11 protein-coding genes are annotated in these 15,323 nt (G+C 58.7%); 7 read left to right on the plus strand and 4 right to left on the minus strand.

From position 1 onward, the window contains the following. The 3 genes from ACH2AT_RS08920 to ACH2AT_RS08930 all read right to left on the minus strand — a co-directional run. Nucleotides 1-524 (minus strand): helix-turn-helix domain-containing protein (locus ACH2AT_RS08920; RefSeq protein ID WP_394965339.1); only part of this gene is annotated, 524 nt, incomplete at its 3' end. A gap of 363 nt (nucleotides 525-887) precedes the next feature. Next, nucleotides 888-2,480 carry a response regulator gene (locus tag ACH2AT_RS08925; RefSeq protein ID WP_394965341.1) on the minus strand — a complete coding sequence of 531 codons (1,593 nt, stop codon included), beginning with the start codon at nucleotides 2,478-2,480 and terminating at the stop codon, nucleotides 888-890. Further along, entirely contained in the window at nucleotides 2,455-4,281 is a 1,827-nt protein-coding gene (locus tag ACH2AT_RS08930) for a sensor histidine kinase (RefSeq protein ID WP_394965343.1), read from the minus strand. The genes ACH2AT_RS08925 and ACH2AT_RS08930 overlap by 26 nt, the downstream gene beginning before the upstream one ends. Nucleotides 4,282-4,484: 203 nt before the next feature. Between ACH2AT_RS08930 and ACH2AT_RS08935 the strand changes: the two genes are divergently transcribed. The 6 genes from ACH2AT_RS08935 to ACH2AT_RS08960 all read left to right on the plus strand — a co-directional run bounded on the left by ACH2AT_RS08935 (nucleotide 4,485) and on the right by ACH2AT_RS08960 (nucleotide 13,711). After that, entirely contained in the window at nucleotides 4,485-5,816 is a 1,332-nt protein-coding gene (locus tag ACH2AT_RS08935) for an ABC transporter substrate-binding protein (RefSeq protein ID WP_204658023.1), read from the plus strand. Between the two features lie 110 nt (nucleotides 5,817-5,926). Beyond that, complete coding sequence (locus tag ACH2AT_RS08940; protein WP_204658025.1) at nucleotides 5,927-6,790, plus strand: carbohydrate ABC transporter permease; 864 nt, start codon at nucleotides 5,927-5,929, stop codon at nucleotides 6,788-6,790. Nucleotides 6,791-6,800: 10 nt separating this feature from the next. Further along, entirely contained in the window at nucleotides 6,801-7,625 is an 825-nt protein-coding gene (locus ACH2AT_RS08945; protein ID WP_394965345.1) for a carbohydrate ABC transporter permease, read from the plus strand. 13 nt (nucleotides 7,626-7,638) lie between these two features. Continuing rightward, entirely contained in the window at nucleotides 7,639-9,309 is a 1,671-nt protein-coding gene (locus ACH2AT_RS08950) for a glycoside hydrolase family 66 protein (RefSeq protein ID WP_204658029.1), read from the plus strand. Continuing rightward, nucleotides 9,299-12,019, plus strand: a complete 2,721-nt coding sequence (locus tag ACH2AT_RS08955; protein ID WP_394965347.1) for a glycoside hydrolase family 66 protein — start codon at nucleotides 9,299-9,301, stop codon at nucleotides 12,017-12,019. Before ACH2AT_RS08950 ends, ACH2AT_RS08955 begins: the two co-directional genes overlap by 11 nt. Before the next feature lie 39 nt (nucleotides 12,020-12,058). After that, entirely contained in the window at nucleotides 12,059-13,711 is a 1,653-nt protein-coding gene (locus ACH2AT_RS08960) for an alpha-glucosidase (RefSeq protein ID WP_394965349.1), read from the plus strand. 113 nt (nucleotides 13,712-13,824) lie between these two features. Here ACH2AT_RS08960 and ACH2AT_RS08965 read toward each other — a convergent pair whose 3' ends face one another. Further along, the gene (locus ACH2AT_RS08965) at nucleotides 13,825-14,472 is read right to left on the minus strand and encodes a hypothetical protein (RefSeq protein ID WP_204658035.1); all 648 of its coding nucleotides are present in this window, start codon (nucleotides 14,470-14,472) and stop codon (nucleotides 13,825-13,827) included. Between the two features lie 639 nt (nucleotides 14,473-15,111). Here ACH2AT_RS08965 and ACH2AT_RS08970 point away from each other — a divergent pair. Further along, on the plus strand, nucleotides 15,112-15,323 hold a 212-nt coding region (locus ACH2AT_RS08970), incomplete at its 3' end, for a type IV toxin-antitoxin system AbiEi family antitoxin domain-containing protein (protein ID WP_394965351.1).

The raw sequence follows: 15,323 nt of genomic DNA on the forward strand, positions 1-15,323 counted from the left end.
CTCGTGATGCTGTTGTAGTCCTCGGAGGTGAGGAACTCCAGCAGCCACTCTTTGGGCACCTTATAGGTGTGCTGGTAGGGAAACGCCTTGAGCCTGCCCTCGGTGCACCAGCGGCTGACGGTGCGGGAGGCGTAGCCGGTAACCTGGGCAATCTGACGGGCGTCCAGCACATCAGGCTGGCGGGCGGCGTCAGTGAGCAGGAGCGCGCCGTTCAGGCCGAAGGCCGGGGGCTTGTGGTTCGGGTAGTTCTTGTACCAGCCGCTGGGCGGGGTGTAGTAGGCCGGCTCGGCGAGGCGGCGGCGCAGGTAGGCGGCCACGTCGGATTTGGCGATCTTATAGCAGCGGGTCTGCTTGCCGGTGTTCTCGCAGGGCACCAGGCCGCTCTGCAGCAGGTAGATGGAGGTGCGGGTGCCGATGCGGCAGGCTTTGCGGAAGCCGGTGCGGCCCATGGGGTCGGGATAGGGCGCCAGCAGGTCCTGGATCTCCCGCTCCAGGGCGTCCTGGACGGGGTTTACTTTCTTCATCTTTGGTTCTCCTTTGTTTTGAATTAGGACCCGGAGAGCCACTATAGGTTGTGAACGTGACGGGCATCCTGCATTAAATCCGACAAAGTCCGGAGTTGCGCACTATATGGAACAACTATCAGAAACAGTTTGGCTACGCGCGGAATGTCACCTGCGAGCAAATTTGGGATGTGGTGCAAAGCGGAGTTGGATAATGGGCCGCAGCACTTGACAGGCAAATCCGACGGCCCGGAACAGATAAGATGAAACCGCGGAGCATTTTCGCAGGGAAAACGCTCCGCGGTTTCATTTTTATTCTTTTTGGTCACTGGGCTCACGAACAGGCTAAGTTCAAAATGAGCAAAGCGTTTGGTATCGGGCCTGTCACGTCTCCCTGTGGCTGGCCTGCGATTTTTGGTACATGGCGGGAGAGACGCCGTAATACTTTTTGAAAACCGAGATGAAATGTTTGTCCGACAAAAAGCCCGTTCGGGTGGCGACCTCAAAAACGCGCATATCCGGGTGGCTTTTCAGCAGCTTTGCCGCCTGCTCCATGCGCATGCCGGTGATATACTTCAGGTAGGAGATCCCCAGCTGCTTGTGGAAAAGGTCGCTCAGATAGCTGCTGCTCACGGAACAGTGGTCCGCCACATCCGAGAGCGAGATGTTCGACTGGTAGTTGCGGGCGATGTATTCCTTGGCCTGCTGGATCACGGGGTTCAGCCCGCTCTCCGCGGGGGCCTGCCCCAGCAGCTCCCGCAGCCAGCCGAGCAGGGCGTCCGCGAATTCGTCGGGGCTTAGGGCGCCGGGGGTGCTCCGGCAGAGGCCTGCCAGATTCTCCAGCGAGCGTTGCCGCGCCTGTGCCGGAAACGAGGCGCAGGCGGGCGCCGCCAGGATGCAGCCGGCGCAGCGCCACAGGCTCTCCCCGTTCAGCGGGGCGTCCAGCGCCAGGCACAGGCCCTTCAGGTCTGCGAACCAATGCGCCCCGGAATCCGCCGCCAGGTCGCGCACAAGCTGGTCGCGGCATTGCTCGATGCCTTCCAGCGCGTGCCGGTATTGGGCGATGCGGGAATGGAAAAAGGGCGCCGGGGCTTTTGCCAGCGGCAGCGGCAGGGTCTCGGCCAGGCTTTGGCAGGAAGCGCGAAGCTGCATGGGGTCCGTCACGATCTTTCCGCAGCGGCAGTCGATGGGCTCGGGGATGCCCTCTGCGCTTTCGCTCAGCAGTGCGCGGTACAGCTGCTCGATCTTTGCCTCCAGATCCGGCTCGCTGCGCGCGTCGACCATCACACAGGTGGACCCGTCGTTTGCATACAGCGCCATGCAGCCGAACTGCGGGCACAGGCGGTCCAGCAGCATATGGAGGGTGAGCGCAGACGCGCTGGGCGCGGACGGCGCCTCCATCGAGCCCGCGGCATACAGGCACTGGAACTTTGCGATGCAGGCAAAAGGTGCCATGAACGGCCGCCCTTTTTCCCGCAGCTCGCGGTACAAGCGATAGGTGCGGGCGCTGTCCCCCTCCAGCAGCGCGCAGAGCAGGCGGTGGCGCAGCGGGTCATGCCGCGCGCTCCGTCCGGCGATCTTGAAATGGGCGCTCCCCCGCTCTTGCTCGAAGCGGGTGGCCAGAGCGTCCAGCAGGTCGATGAGGGTCTTGTCCACCAAGGGCTTGAGAAGATAGTCCTTCACGTTATAGCGGATCGCTTTCTGGGCATATTCAAAGTCGCTGAAGCCGGAAATGACGATGACCGTTATGTCGGGGTAGTTTTCGTGGATGTGCCTGGCAAGGGACAGGCCGTCCACTTCCGGCATTTTTATGTCGGTGATCACAACGTCGACAGGGGCCTCTTTCAGCAGTTCCATCGCCTCAAGGCCGTCTTTGGCCACGGCGGAAACATCAAACAGCGCCGAGAACGCCGGTATGTTCCGGGTCAGATAGGTGCGCATCAGCGGCTCGTCATCCACGATCATCGTATGATACATTGTTCTCTCCTTCACAGGGCAGCGGGATCCGCAGCGAAACGCAGGTCCCCTGCCCGGACGTGTCGATTAGAAAGGCGGCCTGCCTGCCGTAGCGCAGCCGCAGGCGCCGGTAGATGTTGAGAATGCCGATGCTGCCCTTGTCGCCGCCGTCCGCGCCCGGCCCGGCGTCCGGCTCCTCCATGCTGCGCCGGATCTTCTCCAGCGTGGCCTCGCCGATACCGGGCCCGTTGTCGGTGACGCACAGCCGCAGCATGCCGTCCTCCCGGCGGGAGGTCACGGCGATCTCGGTGGCTTGCCGGCGGGGCTCGCAGGCATACTTGACGGCATTTTCGATCAGCGGCTGCAGGGTGAGCGAGGGGATCTTGCAGTCCAGCAGGTCCTCGTCCACCTGGATGGTGTAGGTCAGCCGGTCCTGATAGCGAAGCTGGATCAGGTCAAGATAGGCCTGGCAGATGTTCAGCTCCCGGCGCAGGGTGATGTCCTGGTCCACGTTCATGATCCCGCCCAGATAATACGACAGGTCCTCCACCGAGCGGACGGCGGTTTTGTACTCGCCGCACTTGATGAGCAGGCTGATGGTGTTCAGCACGTTGTAGAGGAAGTGGGGCTTGATCTGGCTGCACAGAGAGTTGTACTGGGCCTCCTTGTTCAGATACTGGGCGCGGTACACCTCCTGCGCCAGCTGGGCGTTCCGCTGGATCATGGAGCCGAGCGCGCCCACCATGTCGTTGAAGGATTCCGCCAGATACCCGATCTCGTTATGGGAACGCACCTGGGCCCGCACCTGGAGATCACCGCCCTCCACCGCGTGCATCAGGCGGATGATGTCGAACAGCGGTTTCAGAAAGCGGGCGACCACAAAGATGATCAGCGCCGCCGCGACCAGCATGCTGCCCAGTGCCAGCAGCACGGTTTTCACAAGGTTTTCCTGGAGCGGCCGCATCAGGCTGGCGTAGGAGTGCACGGCGAGGAGGGTGATGCCGCAATCCGGCAGCACGAAGCGGTTCACAATGTACTTCCCCTGGCCGGAGCGGAACAGGTCGCCCTGGGCGGGAGAGGCGAGGGCTTCCACCTCCTCCGCGTCCAATTCCTGCAGCAGCGCCCCGGAGGAATACAGGATCTGGTTTTGTTCATTGATGATGAGCAGAGAGCCGCCGGCGTCCAGATCCACCTGGTCGCAGATGTTCCGTATGCCGGTATAGTTGGCGTCCACCTTCACAACGCCCAGGGTGATGTCGTTGTCCTCCTTGCTGCGCAGCTGCCGCACCACCGAAAAGATGGGGGTCAAGTCGTCGCCATAGACCCGCTCCAAACGGGGCGGCAGCAGGATCGGGTCGGTGGTGGCGCAGGCCTGGTTGTACCAGTCGCTCTCCAGATAGTTGTTGTACTCCGCCATCTCATAGGGGGTACGGGTGTAGGAATAAAGCGCGGTGTCGTTCATGATGTACACGCGCAAGATCTCGCTGCGCGGCAGGCTCATCACCGAGGCGAGGAACCCCTCCACCACCCGCTTGAACTCCAGCTGCTGCTGGGGAGAAGTGGCGGTTTGTTCCAGCGTGTGCAGCAGCACGTCGTTATAATAGGGGGTGAGGGTCAGGCGGTACAACTCGTTGATATAGGTGTTGATGTTGGAGCCGGCCTGCTCAATGATCTGCTGGGTCTGCTCCATGGTCTGATCGGTCAGCTGCGCGGAATACCAGTGGTAATTCCCATAGGAAACGAGGATGATCACCGCCAGGTTCACAAAGCACACCGCCGCCACGATCCGCGTTTTGAGCGAAAGATTGCGCAGGGATCTCATTCGCCGTCCCCCCCTCTTTTTATTCCATGTTTATTATGCACGACGCAAAAAAGAAAGGCAAGGTTTGTTTGAGGGATATAAAAAACGAGGAATCAAATCAAAAAAACTGGGTATTTATCCCAAAAACGGGGGTGGTTACAATGAAATCAGGAGGAAGTACTTCTCATTCACGACAAACTTTTGCCAACGAAAGGATGAAGGATATGTTCATCAAAAAAACCATCGCCCTGGCACTTTCGCTCGCTCTCGCCGGCGCCATGCTGGCCGGCTGCCAGAGCAACACGCCTACCGCCTCCGGCAGCGGGAGCCAGGCTTCGACCGGTGCGGCGGACGGCGAGGTCGTGCACATCAAGCTGTTCACCGGAAAGATCGAGACCATTGACGTGATGAACGAGATCATCGAGGATTTCAACGCCTCCCAGGATCGCATCGTGGTGGAGCAGGAGTACCAGAAGGACGCCAGCAACGTGATCAAGATCAAGTTCGCCTCCAACGAAGTGCCCGACATCATGACCACCTATGAGCAGGGGTTCGTGGATGAGGGGAAATACATGGACCTCACCGACCTGAACGAGTTCTGGGATCGGATGAGCCCGGAGATGAAGGCCGCCTGCACCGACGTCAACCAGGGCAAGGCGTTCCGCGTCTGCACCAACATGACGATGGCCGGGTTCTTCTACAACAAGGACATCCTCGCTCAGGCGGGCTACACCGAGTTCCCCACCCAGTGGGACGAGTTTGAGACCATGCTCAAGACCATCAAGGAAGAGATGCCGGATGTGACCCCCTGGTTCATCTTCGGCAGCGAGGCCTGGCACCTGGGTCATCTCATCGAGTTCATCCCCCACGGGTATCTCAAGTCCACCCTGGGCACCATCGAGTGCAAAAAGGCCATGCTGGCCAACGATCAGGATGTCCTGCGCTTTGCCGACCCGGACGGCGCGATGGCGGTGTTCGCCCAGAACATGCTGGACCTGCAGAGCGAGGGCTTGATCAACGCCGATGTGCTCACGGCCACCAACGACAACTGTGTGCAGGATTTCGCCAACGGCAAGGCCGCCATGTTCAGCAACGGCATGTGGGCGCTTTCCAGCGTGCTGGAGGCCAACCCCGACATGGCCGACAAGATCGGCTTCGCCCCCTACCCCGCTTACATGGAAGGCTCTGAGCCGGTGGTGCTGAGCGCCGAGGATTCCGGCTATTCCATCTCCGCCACCACCGAGCACAAAGAGGAGTGCATCGAGTTTTTGAACTTCCTGTTCAGCGCGGACAACCAGAAGAAGTACAGCGAGGTGGCCAAGGCCCCCAGCGCCTTCAAGGACGTGCAGGCCGAATGGGCGCCCGCGAACATCGTGGAGGAGGTCAACGCCGCGCTGGAGAACGCGGTGAACATCGGCTACACCAACGAAAAGCCCGCCGGCTTCTCCGGCGACGACGCGGGCCGTTACCTGCAAAACCTGCTGGCCGGCCAGTATGACGCCCAGGGCTTTGCCGAGGCGTATGCCCAGGCCTGGAACGACGGCATGGCAAGCTGAACGGGGCCCGGGCAACAACAGAATTTCGATCCCATGACGATCGGGGCGAGCGTGTTGATCAAAACCTGCACGCTCGCCTTTTGATTGGCGAAAAGCGAAGGTGATACGCGATGAAGAAGAAAAAAATAGGGCTGCATCTGTTCATGGCGGTGCCGGCGTTCGTGCTGTACTGTATCTTTTTTATCTACCCGCTGACAAAGGGCATCGGCATGAGCCTGACCAACTGGAACGGCTACAGCGCGCCGGAATTTGTAGGGCTCAAGAACTTCGTGGATTTTTTCGGGGACGCCCGCGCCCTCCACGACATCAAGACCACCGTCCTGTTCACGCTGGGCAGCGCGCCGCTGCTGAACCTGGTGGGCCTGCTCTACGCGCTCTTGATGAACAGCAAGATCAAGGGCAAATCCGTGGCCCGCGCCTGCATCTATATGCCGGCGATCATCAGCCCGCTGATCATGGGATACATCTGGTACCTGCTGTTGCAGCCGGGGCGCGGCATCCTCTTTACGGTGTTTGACCGGATGGGCCACCCCGAATGGTTCGGTAACTGGATGGGCAGCTACTCCACCACGATGCTGGTGCTGGTGCTGGTGAATGTGTGGCAGTACGCGGGCATGACCATGATCATCTACCTGGCGGGGCTGCAAAACATCTCCCAGGACCTGTACGAGGCGGCCATGATCGACGGGGCCGGGGCCTTTGCCCGCTTTTGCCGCATCACGCTGCCGCTGCTGATCCCCTCCATCCGCATCAACGTGGTCACCAACATCATCGGCTCTTTGTCGGTGTTTGACATCGTGATGTCCCTGACAGGGGGCGGGCCTGGCTATCAGACCGAGACGCTGAGCATCTACATCATGCGCATGTGCTATGGCAGCAAGACCGGCTATTCCACCGCCGTGGCCATCGTGATGTTCGTGATCGTGCTGGTGCCGGTGCTGATCTCCCTGCGGCTGATGAAACGGAAGGATTGAGAGGTGCGCCATGAAAAAAACATACAGCCTGCTGCGCCATCTGACGGTCCTGCTCATCTGCCTTATGTGCATGAGCCCCTTCCTGGTGCTTTTGAACCTCTCGCTCAACACGCCCCGGCACAACCTGTACGAAGACAGCCTGATCGTCCCCGACTTCTACTTCGGGAACTACGCGGAGGGGTGGGTCAAATCCCACATCGACCGCGCGATGGTCAATTCGGGCATCATTGCTTTTGCGGCGCTGGCGCTCATCGTCCTGCTGGGCGCGATGGCCGGCTACACGGTGGCCCGCTTTCCCAACCGCTTCAACCGCATGGTCTTTTCGGTGCTGCTGGGCTGCATGATGATCCCGGGCATCATCAACACGGTGCCCCTCTACACCTTGATGATCCGCATCAAGGCGGTGAACACCCTGTGGGGCATGGCGCTGGTCTGCGCCACCCTCGCGCTGCCCCAGGCGGTGTTCGTGTTTTCCGGGTTTATCCAATCCATCCCCAGAGAACTGGAGGAAGCCGCCATCATAGACGGGTGCAGCTATTTTACTGCCTTCTGGCGGGTGGTGTTCCCGCTGCTCAAGCCCTCGGTGTCCGCGGTGGTCATCCTGAACGGGTTTGGCATCTGGAACAACTATTCCCAGGCGGTGTTCTTCCTGCAAAGCAGCGAGAAACACAATGTGCCCCAGGCGCTGTCGGTGTATTTCCAGCAGTTCGCGGGGGCGCAGTGGAACCTAATGGCCGCCACGGCGGTGATCGCCATCGTCCCGGTGGTGGCGGTGTTCCTGGTGTTCCAAAAGCGGATCATGAGCGGCCTCACCGAAGGGGCCATCAAAGGATGAGAAAGGAGAAACCATGGACCTCTTTCCGGCAAAGGCACAATTCCACACGGGGGAACCGGTGGACGTGATCCTGGAAACAGACGGGGAGCCCTGGGAGCGGGCGGAGGCGGCGGTCTTCCGGCTGAACGAGCTTGTGGGGCGGCAAAGCCTGCGCCCGGCGGGGCCGCGCACGGTCCTTTCGCTGGGCTGCTTCGACAGCCCGTTCGCGGGCTACGGGGTGAGCGTGCGTCTGACGGGCGGCGGCAAAACCGCCGTTCTGGAAACCGCCTTCGATGTGACAGACAGCCCGAAGCGCACCCTTCGGTACGGCTTTGTGAGCGATTTTACCCCCGCGGACGCGGACAACGGGGCGATGGACTGGCTGCGGAAATGCCACATCAACACGGTCCAGTTCTACGACTGGTCCTACCGCCACGATTCCCTCGTGTCCGACAGCGAGACCTACCGGGACATGATGGGGAAAGAGATCTCCCGCCCGACGGTGCTGGGCAAGGTGCGCCGGGCGAAGGAACTGGGTATGCAGCCCATCGCCTACGGCGCGGTCTATGCCGCCAGCCGGGAGTTTTTCGAGCAGCACCCGGACTGGGCGTTTTATACCGGTGCGCAGCAACCCTTTGTGTTCATCGACGTGTTTTATATCATGAACATCCAGGCGGGCTCCCCCTGGCGGGAGCACTTGATCGGGGAATACCAAAAGGCGCTGGAAAAGATGGAGTTTTCCGGCATCCACATGGACACCTACGGCTTCCCCAAAACGGCCTTTTCCCATCTGCGCAAAACGCCGGAATGGGTGCGGCTGGACCGGGAGCTGCCCACCCTCATCGAAGAAACGCGGGAAAAGCTCTCCGGCGGCGGGGCGGACCCCTGCCTCATCTTCAACAATGTGGGGAACTGGCCCACCCGTTCCACTGCCGCCGCCCCCCAGGACGCGGTATACATCGAGGTGTGGGAACCCTACGACCGCTATTGCCACATTGCCCGGCTGATCGACGATGCCAAGGCTGCCGGGGGCGGCAAGCCGGTGATCCTGGCGGCCTACCTGCCGCCCTTCCGAACGGAGGAGCGCCGGCAGGCCATGAACGCGGCAAGGTTACTCACCGCGGCCATCGTGTCCCACGGGGCCACGCACCTGCTGCTGGGCGAAAACCGCGCGGTGCTGACCCAGGGGTACTACAGCGACTATGCCCGGCTGGAAGAAGCGGACGCGGGCCTGCTCCGCCGCTATTATGATTTCCTTGTGCGGTATCTGGAGCTGTTTTACGATGATGGGCTGCAGACGGTCTCCATGACCCACACGGGATGGGATAATTACGAATACCGCTGCCTGAATGTTCCCGCCAGCGCCTGGGGCGAGGCGGGCAAGCTCTGGATGATCGCGCGGGAGCGCAAAGAACGCAAGCTGCTCGCCTTTGTGAACCTCTGCGGCTGCGGCGATGACCGCTGGGACCGGGGCAAGCCCACGCCGGCGGTCCAGCGCGGCGTGCGGGTGCAGGTGCAGGTGGATTTCCCGGCCACAGGCGTGTACACCGCTTCGCCCGACGGGCCGAGCCTGGAGGCGCAAGCGGTGCCGTACACTGTCCAGACCGGCGCCAAAGGCTGCTTTGTGGCCTTCGAGCTTCCCGCTGTGGAGGTTTGGCGCATTGTGTGGATCGAAATGAAGGGAGGAAACGAGGATGAAAAATAAGAAGAGATGCCGCTTGACTGCTCTTTTGATGGCGTGGGCGTTTTTGGCGTTCTGCTTGCCTTCAGCTGCTTTTGCACAGCAGTCAGACGTGGCTACAATTGAAAAAATCTACGTGAGCAAGGCCTGTTATCAACCGGGAGAGACCGCACATGTTGAATTCCTCGTAAACAATCCCGGCAACGCGATGCAGGGCTCAGCGGAAGTAAAGATCTCGCACCTGGAGAATGTGATTTGGACGACTACGGTGCCGGTTTCGCTGGAAGCGGAGGCCTCTGCAAGTTTCAGCTTTGACTGGCAGACACCAGCAGAGGATTTCAAAGGGTATCTGGTGCAAATCACGTTATGCGCCAATACCTATGTTTCGGCCATCGACGTTTCCTCTGACGTATCGCGCTATCCCCGATATGGGTATAGTGTGGATTTCATGCCCGGTGAAAGTGCGCAGGAAAGCGACGCAATGATGAAAGAACTGGCGCAGGTATACCATATCAACCTGGTTCAGTATTATGACTGGATGTATCGCCATGAGAAAATCCTTCCAGATGAGGGCAATGAATGGGTCGATATGTTTGGCCATACACTGTCCCGCCAGACCATTCAGCAGCGTATCAATGCAGGCCATCAATACAATCAAAAGGCCATGGCATATCAGATGTCCTATATGGCCAGGGAAGGATACACGGCTAACGGCGTTGACAAAACATGGGGGTTGTTCTCTGACCCGACTGGCCGTAACATCGATTATGATCCGGGCGACAACAGCACTTTGGCGAATGTAGACCAATTTGTTTTCCCCATGGAAGGAAAGCCGGCCCCCATTCTGTTTGCTTTTAATCCGCTGAATCCCAACTGGCAGAACTTTATGGTGGGCCAATATAAGCAGGCAGTCAATGAATTGGGGTTTGACGGTATACAGATCGACCAGATGGGCGACTTCTGGGGAAACAACGTTACATACTATGATTATGCAGGGAACAGTGTGGACCTTGGCTCTGCCTTTGCCCCTTTTACCAATGTCGCCAAAGAGCAGTTGAAACAAAACAACAGCAGCAAAAACATCGTAACGATGAATGCGGTCAACGGCGGAAACAATGATTACTTCTCCACGAATGCGATCATCACACAAGCCAACACGGATTTTGCTTTTAGCGAACTGTGGGGAAACAGTGACACCTATCAGAAGGTCTATGACTTTGTAAAATGGCAGCGGATGAACGATGGAGGAAAGACCATGGTTCTGGCAGCCTATATGAATCAGTATGACATCTATGGCGATACCTACTACTATGAAAATGCAGCGCTGCAAGGTGGCGTCCACACAAATATCGATGGAGAGTTGACTTATATTACCGGATTCGATGAAGTGGGTGACAGCGCCTCCCTATCGGTCACAGTTCCGGAAACTGGCAATTACTCGCTTGTGTTTTACGCGGCGAACGGAACGGATACTCAGGCGTCAAAGAGCATCTATGTGGACGGGGAAAAGTATATGACGGCTTACTTTGACAGCACTCGTCCGGGTATCATCCCCGCAGAGCCTGACTGGAGCACCTACTCTTATGAGGCGTCCTTCACGATGCCCAAAAACCTGTATTTGACCGAGGGAAACCACACGATAACCATTCGACAGGATGCGGATGACATCGGTGGGGATATTCGCCTGCACAGCTTGACTTTTGGCACATATGACAAGAATTCTGTCCAACTTGCCAATGCGGCCATTGCAGCAAGCGGGGCGATGCATATCGAGTTGGGAAGCGGTATGTCCGTGGGAGGAAATGACGATTCGCGCTTTAACGACGTTTCCTTGCTCGGGAACCCATATTATCCGAAAGCAGCCAAATCCATGACACAGGACACGGCACAGGCTGTGGGAACGCATTATCAGTTTATCACTGCCTATGAGAATCTGCTTTATGATGCGGATGTGATCCCATCCGATTCTGGCTGGCAGAACATCCAAATCGCAGGCCAGTCCATTTCTGGCGATGCACAGCCGGGAACGATCTGGTATGTTTTGAAGAACAAAGGGAACGAATACGGGATCATTCATTTGATAAACCTTACGGCAGAGCAAGACCGCGACTGGAGAAACGTTACAGCTGAACCGGGAGAGAAAACCGATCTGGTGGTCAAATATTATCTTCCGCAATTTAAAAGCGTGGAGGGCGTGTATGTAGCATCTCCGGATGCGGGCTGTGCAAGCCAGGAGTTGAATTTTACAATGGGCACCGATGCGGGCGGCAGATATGTAACTTTCACAGTTCCCTCTTTGAAATATTGGGACATGGTGTACATGGCGTATGGAAATGAGACGTCTGGCAACCGTATCGAAGCAGAGTCGGCTATTCTCACGAACGTAAATGTCGCCACAAATCACCCGGGGTATTCGGGAACAGGCTTCGTGGATTCTTTCGGGGAAGACGGCGACGCAGTAACGATGGACTTCTATCTGAACCAGGAAGGAGATTACAACCTGGACTTTATCTATTCGGCGGCTGTTGACGGAACACCGCAGCGGCAAATTTACATTGATGGGTATGGCTTCGGAGAGATCCAGTTCCCGCCAAACGGAAGCTGGGATGAATGGACATCTTCGCGTAAAACGGTACATCTGCGCAGAGGGATCCACAGAATGGTGATCCAAGCCGAAGGTACAACACCGGGATACATCAACCTGGATCGGGTAGATATCTCCACGGCCGGTTAATGCCGGCGTTGCAAAGAAACTTTTGCGAAAGGAAATAAGATGGAACACACGACTCCCTGGTGGAAAAACGCGGTAATCTACCAGATTTACCCTCGCAGCTTTCAAGACAGCGACGGCGACGGCGTGGGCGATTTGAACGGTATCGTGCAGCGGCTGGACTACCTGGCCGGTTTGGGGGTGGACGCCCTCTGGCTCTGCCCGGTGTACCGCTCCCCCCAGGATGACAACGGCTATGACATCTCGGACTACTGCGACATCGACCCCCTGTTCGGCACGCTGGCGGACATGGAACGCCTGATCCGGGAGGCCGCCCGGCGGGGGATACGCATCATCATGGATCTGGTGCTGAACCATTCCTCGGACGAGCACCCCTGGTTCCTCGAGGCGAAAAAGAGCCGGGAGAACCCTTACCACGACTACTACATCTGGCGGGACGGCGTTCCGGGCACGCCGCCCAACGACATGAAGGCCTGCTTCGGCGGTTCCGCCTGGACATGGGTGCCGGAGCTGGGGCAGTATTACTTCCATCAATTCTCCGTCAAGCAGCCGGACCTCAACTGGGACAACCCGGCGGTGCGCCGGCAGATCTACGAGGTCATCAATTTCTGGATCGAAAAGGGCGTGGGCGGCTTCCGCCTGGATGTGATCGACCAGATCGCCAAGGTGCCGGACGAAAAGATCACCAACAACGGCCCCATGCTGCACGCCTACATCCGGGAGATGAACCGGGCCACCTTTGGCGGCACCGACCTGGTCACCGTCGGCGAGACCTGGGGCGCAACACCGCGGATCGCCCGGCAGTACAGCGACCCCGCCGGCGATGAGTTTTCCATGGTGTTCCAGTTCGAGCACATCGGCTTGGACCAGCAGCCCGGCGGCGAGAAATGGGACCTTGCGCCGCTGCGCCTGACGGAGCTGAAGCGGGTGTTTTCCAAATGGCAGACGGAGCTGTACGGCCGGGGGTGGAACAGCCTGTTCTGGAACAACCACGACCTGCCACGCATCGTTTCCCGCTGGGGCGACGACGGGGCATACAGGGAAGTATCCGCCAAAATGCTGGCTACCTTGCTCTATGGCCTGCAGGGCACGCCCTATATCTACCAGGGCGAGGAGCTGGGCATGACCAACGCCTGCTACCCGCTGAAGGACTGCCGCGACATCGAAACGCTGAACCTCTATAAGGAGCGTCGGGAAAAGGAATACACGGAAGAAGAGGTCATGCGGTCCATCCACGCAAAAGGGCGGGACAACGCCCGCACCCCCATGCAGTGGACCGACGGGCCCAACGCCGGATTCACGACGGGAGAACCCTGGATACGTGTCAACCCGAACCACCGGCAGATCAATGCCCGGCGGCAGACGGGCGATCCGGATTCGGTTTTCAGCTACTACAAGCGGCTGATCGCCCTGCGCAAGAACACCCCCGTGGTGCAAAACGGGCGGTATGAACTACTGTGCCCCCAGGACCCGGACGTTTTTGCCTACAAACGGGACGATGGCAAGAATACGCTGTATGTGGTCTGCAATTTTTACGGCCGGCCGGCGGAGGGGCCGCTCCTCCCGGTGCGGGAAGGGCAGGTGCTGATCTCCAACTATCCCGAGCCGCCCGCAGGCCGCCGGCTGCGCCCCTACGAGGCGGTCTGGTACCTGTGCCGGAACGACCGAGCGGACCCTGCGCCGAGCGGGCAATAACAAGGGCATACCCTGCCCGGGCACAGCCGTGGCTTCGCAAAAGAGGACGTCTCCCGTAGGGAGACGTCCTCTTTCGTTTGCCGAGCCCAAAGCGCACGAGCGCCGGGCCCGATTCACTGCCTTTCGCCAGCTTTTGGCTTTCTCCCCCGTTTCTTCGTCCCCACCGCCGCGATCATGGCATAGTGCGCCTTGCTCTTGCGGGTGATGTTGTTATAGCCCTCCGAGGTGAGGAACTCCAGCAGCCACTCTTTGGGCACCTTATAGGTGTGCTGATACGGGAACGCTTTGAGTCTCCCCTCGGTACACCAGCGGCTGACGGTGCGGGCGGCGTAGCCGGTGACCCGGGCGATCTGGTGGGCGTCCAGCACGTCGGGCTGGCGGGCCAGCAGGTTCTCGTACCAGCGGCGCACCCGCCGGCGGGTGGCGTCGGTGAGCGGGAGCGCGCTGTTCAGGCCGAAGGCCGGGGGCTTGTGGTTCGGGTAATTCTTGTACCAGCCGCTGGGAGGGGTGTAGTATTCCGGCTCCGTGAGGCGGCGGCGCAGGTAGGCGGCCACGTCCGCCTTGGTGATCTTGTAGCAGCGGGTTTGCTTGCCGGTGTTCTCGCAGGGCACCAGGCCGCTCTGCAGCAGGTAGATGGAGGTGCGGGTGCCGATGCGGCAGGCTTTGCGGAAGTCGGTGCGACCCATGGGGTCGGGATAGGGCGCCAGCAGGTCCTGGATCTCCCGCTCCAGGACGTCCTGAAAGAGATTGCTTTTCTTCATTTTTGGGGTTCTCCTTTGTTTGGAATTTGGACCCGGAGAACCACCATGTTTTCCACCAAAACTATACAAATTGTTGAAACCTGGAAGGATACTACACAAAATCGGTCCGAAATCTTGCATCTGGCGGATTCCGTTTTCCGGCGGCGGGGCGCAAACCCATTGTTCGTGCGGCAAAGCGGCCTCCAATTATCTTGCATGAAATCTTGCATTTTTCCAGAAAATCTTGCCAAACGGGGCCAAAACGGGGGATGTCGGTTTTACTTGTACCCACGCCATTTTTCGGGCTTCGCCCTCTTGAAAACCGCTTGACGCCGCCGAAAATCCGGGGACAAACCGACCAGCTCTGACCCGCCCTTTTCCGGGAAATCCTTTTCGGCACAGGACTCGAAAGCACCGGCAGTACCAACAGTATTGCCTTGGTTCGAATTTCTAAAATATTTTGTGTTGGTGATGGATTCAGCCTAATGGCGGCTGCATCGGATACACTCCAAACCAACCCGAACTCTCTGTGTGATTTTCCAGTGGAGCATCCTGACATATGTAAAACGAGAGGCTTTCGGCTTCTCTGAAGCTGTTGACTACAATAACAATATTGTGTATGATATTGTTATGAAAGTTAATGGAGTGGGGGCGAGCCGCATGGACTATATTACGGAACTTAGCGTGATCGCCAAAGAGCATGGCGGCATCATCGAGACAAAGGTCGCCGCGCAGCGCGGCGTTTCCAAGGCGATGCTGCATAAACTGTGCAAAGCAGACAGGATCCACCGCATTGCAAGAGGGCAGTACATCCTGCCGGACGATCTGGAGGACGAACTGTTGTCCATCAGCAGGCGGTCAAAGCAGATCGT

The organism is Candidatus Allofournierella excrementigallinarum (assembly GCF_944388085.1).
GTDB classification, from domain to species: Bacteria; Bacillota; Clostridia; order Oscillospirales; family Ruminococcaceae; genus Allofournierella_A; species Allofournierella_A excrementigallinarum.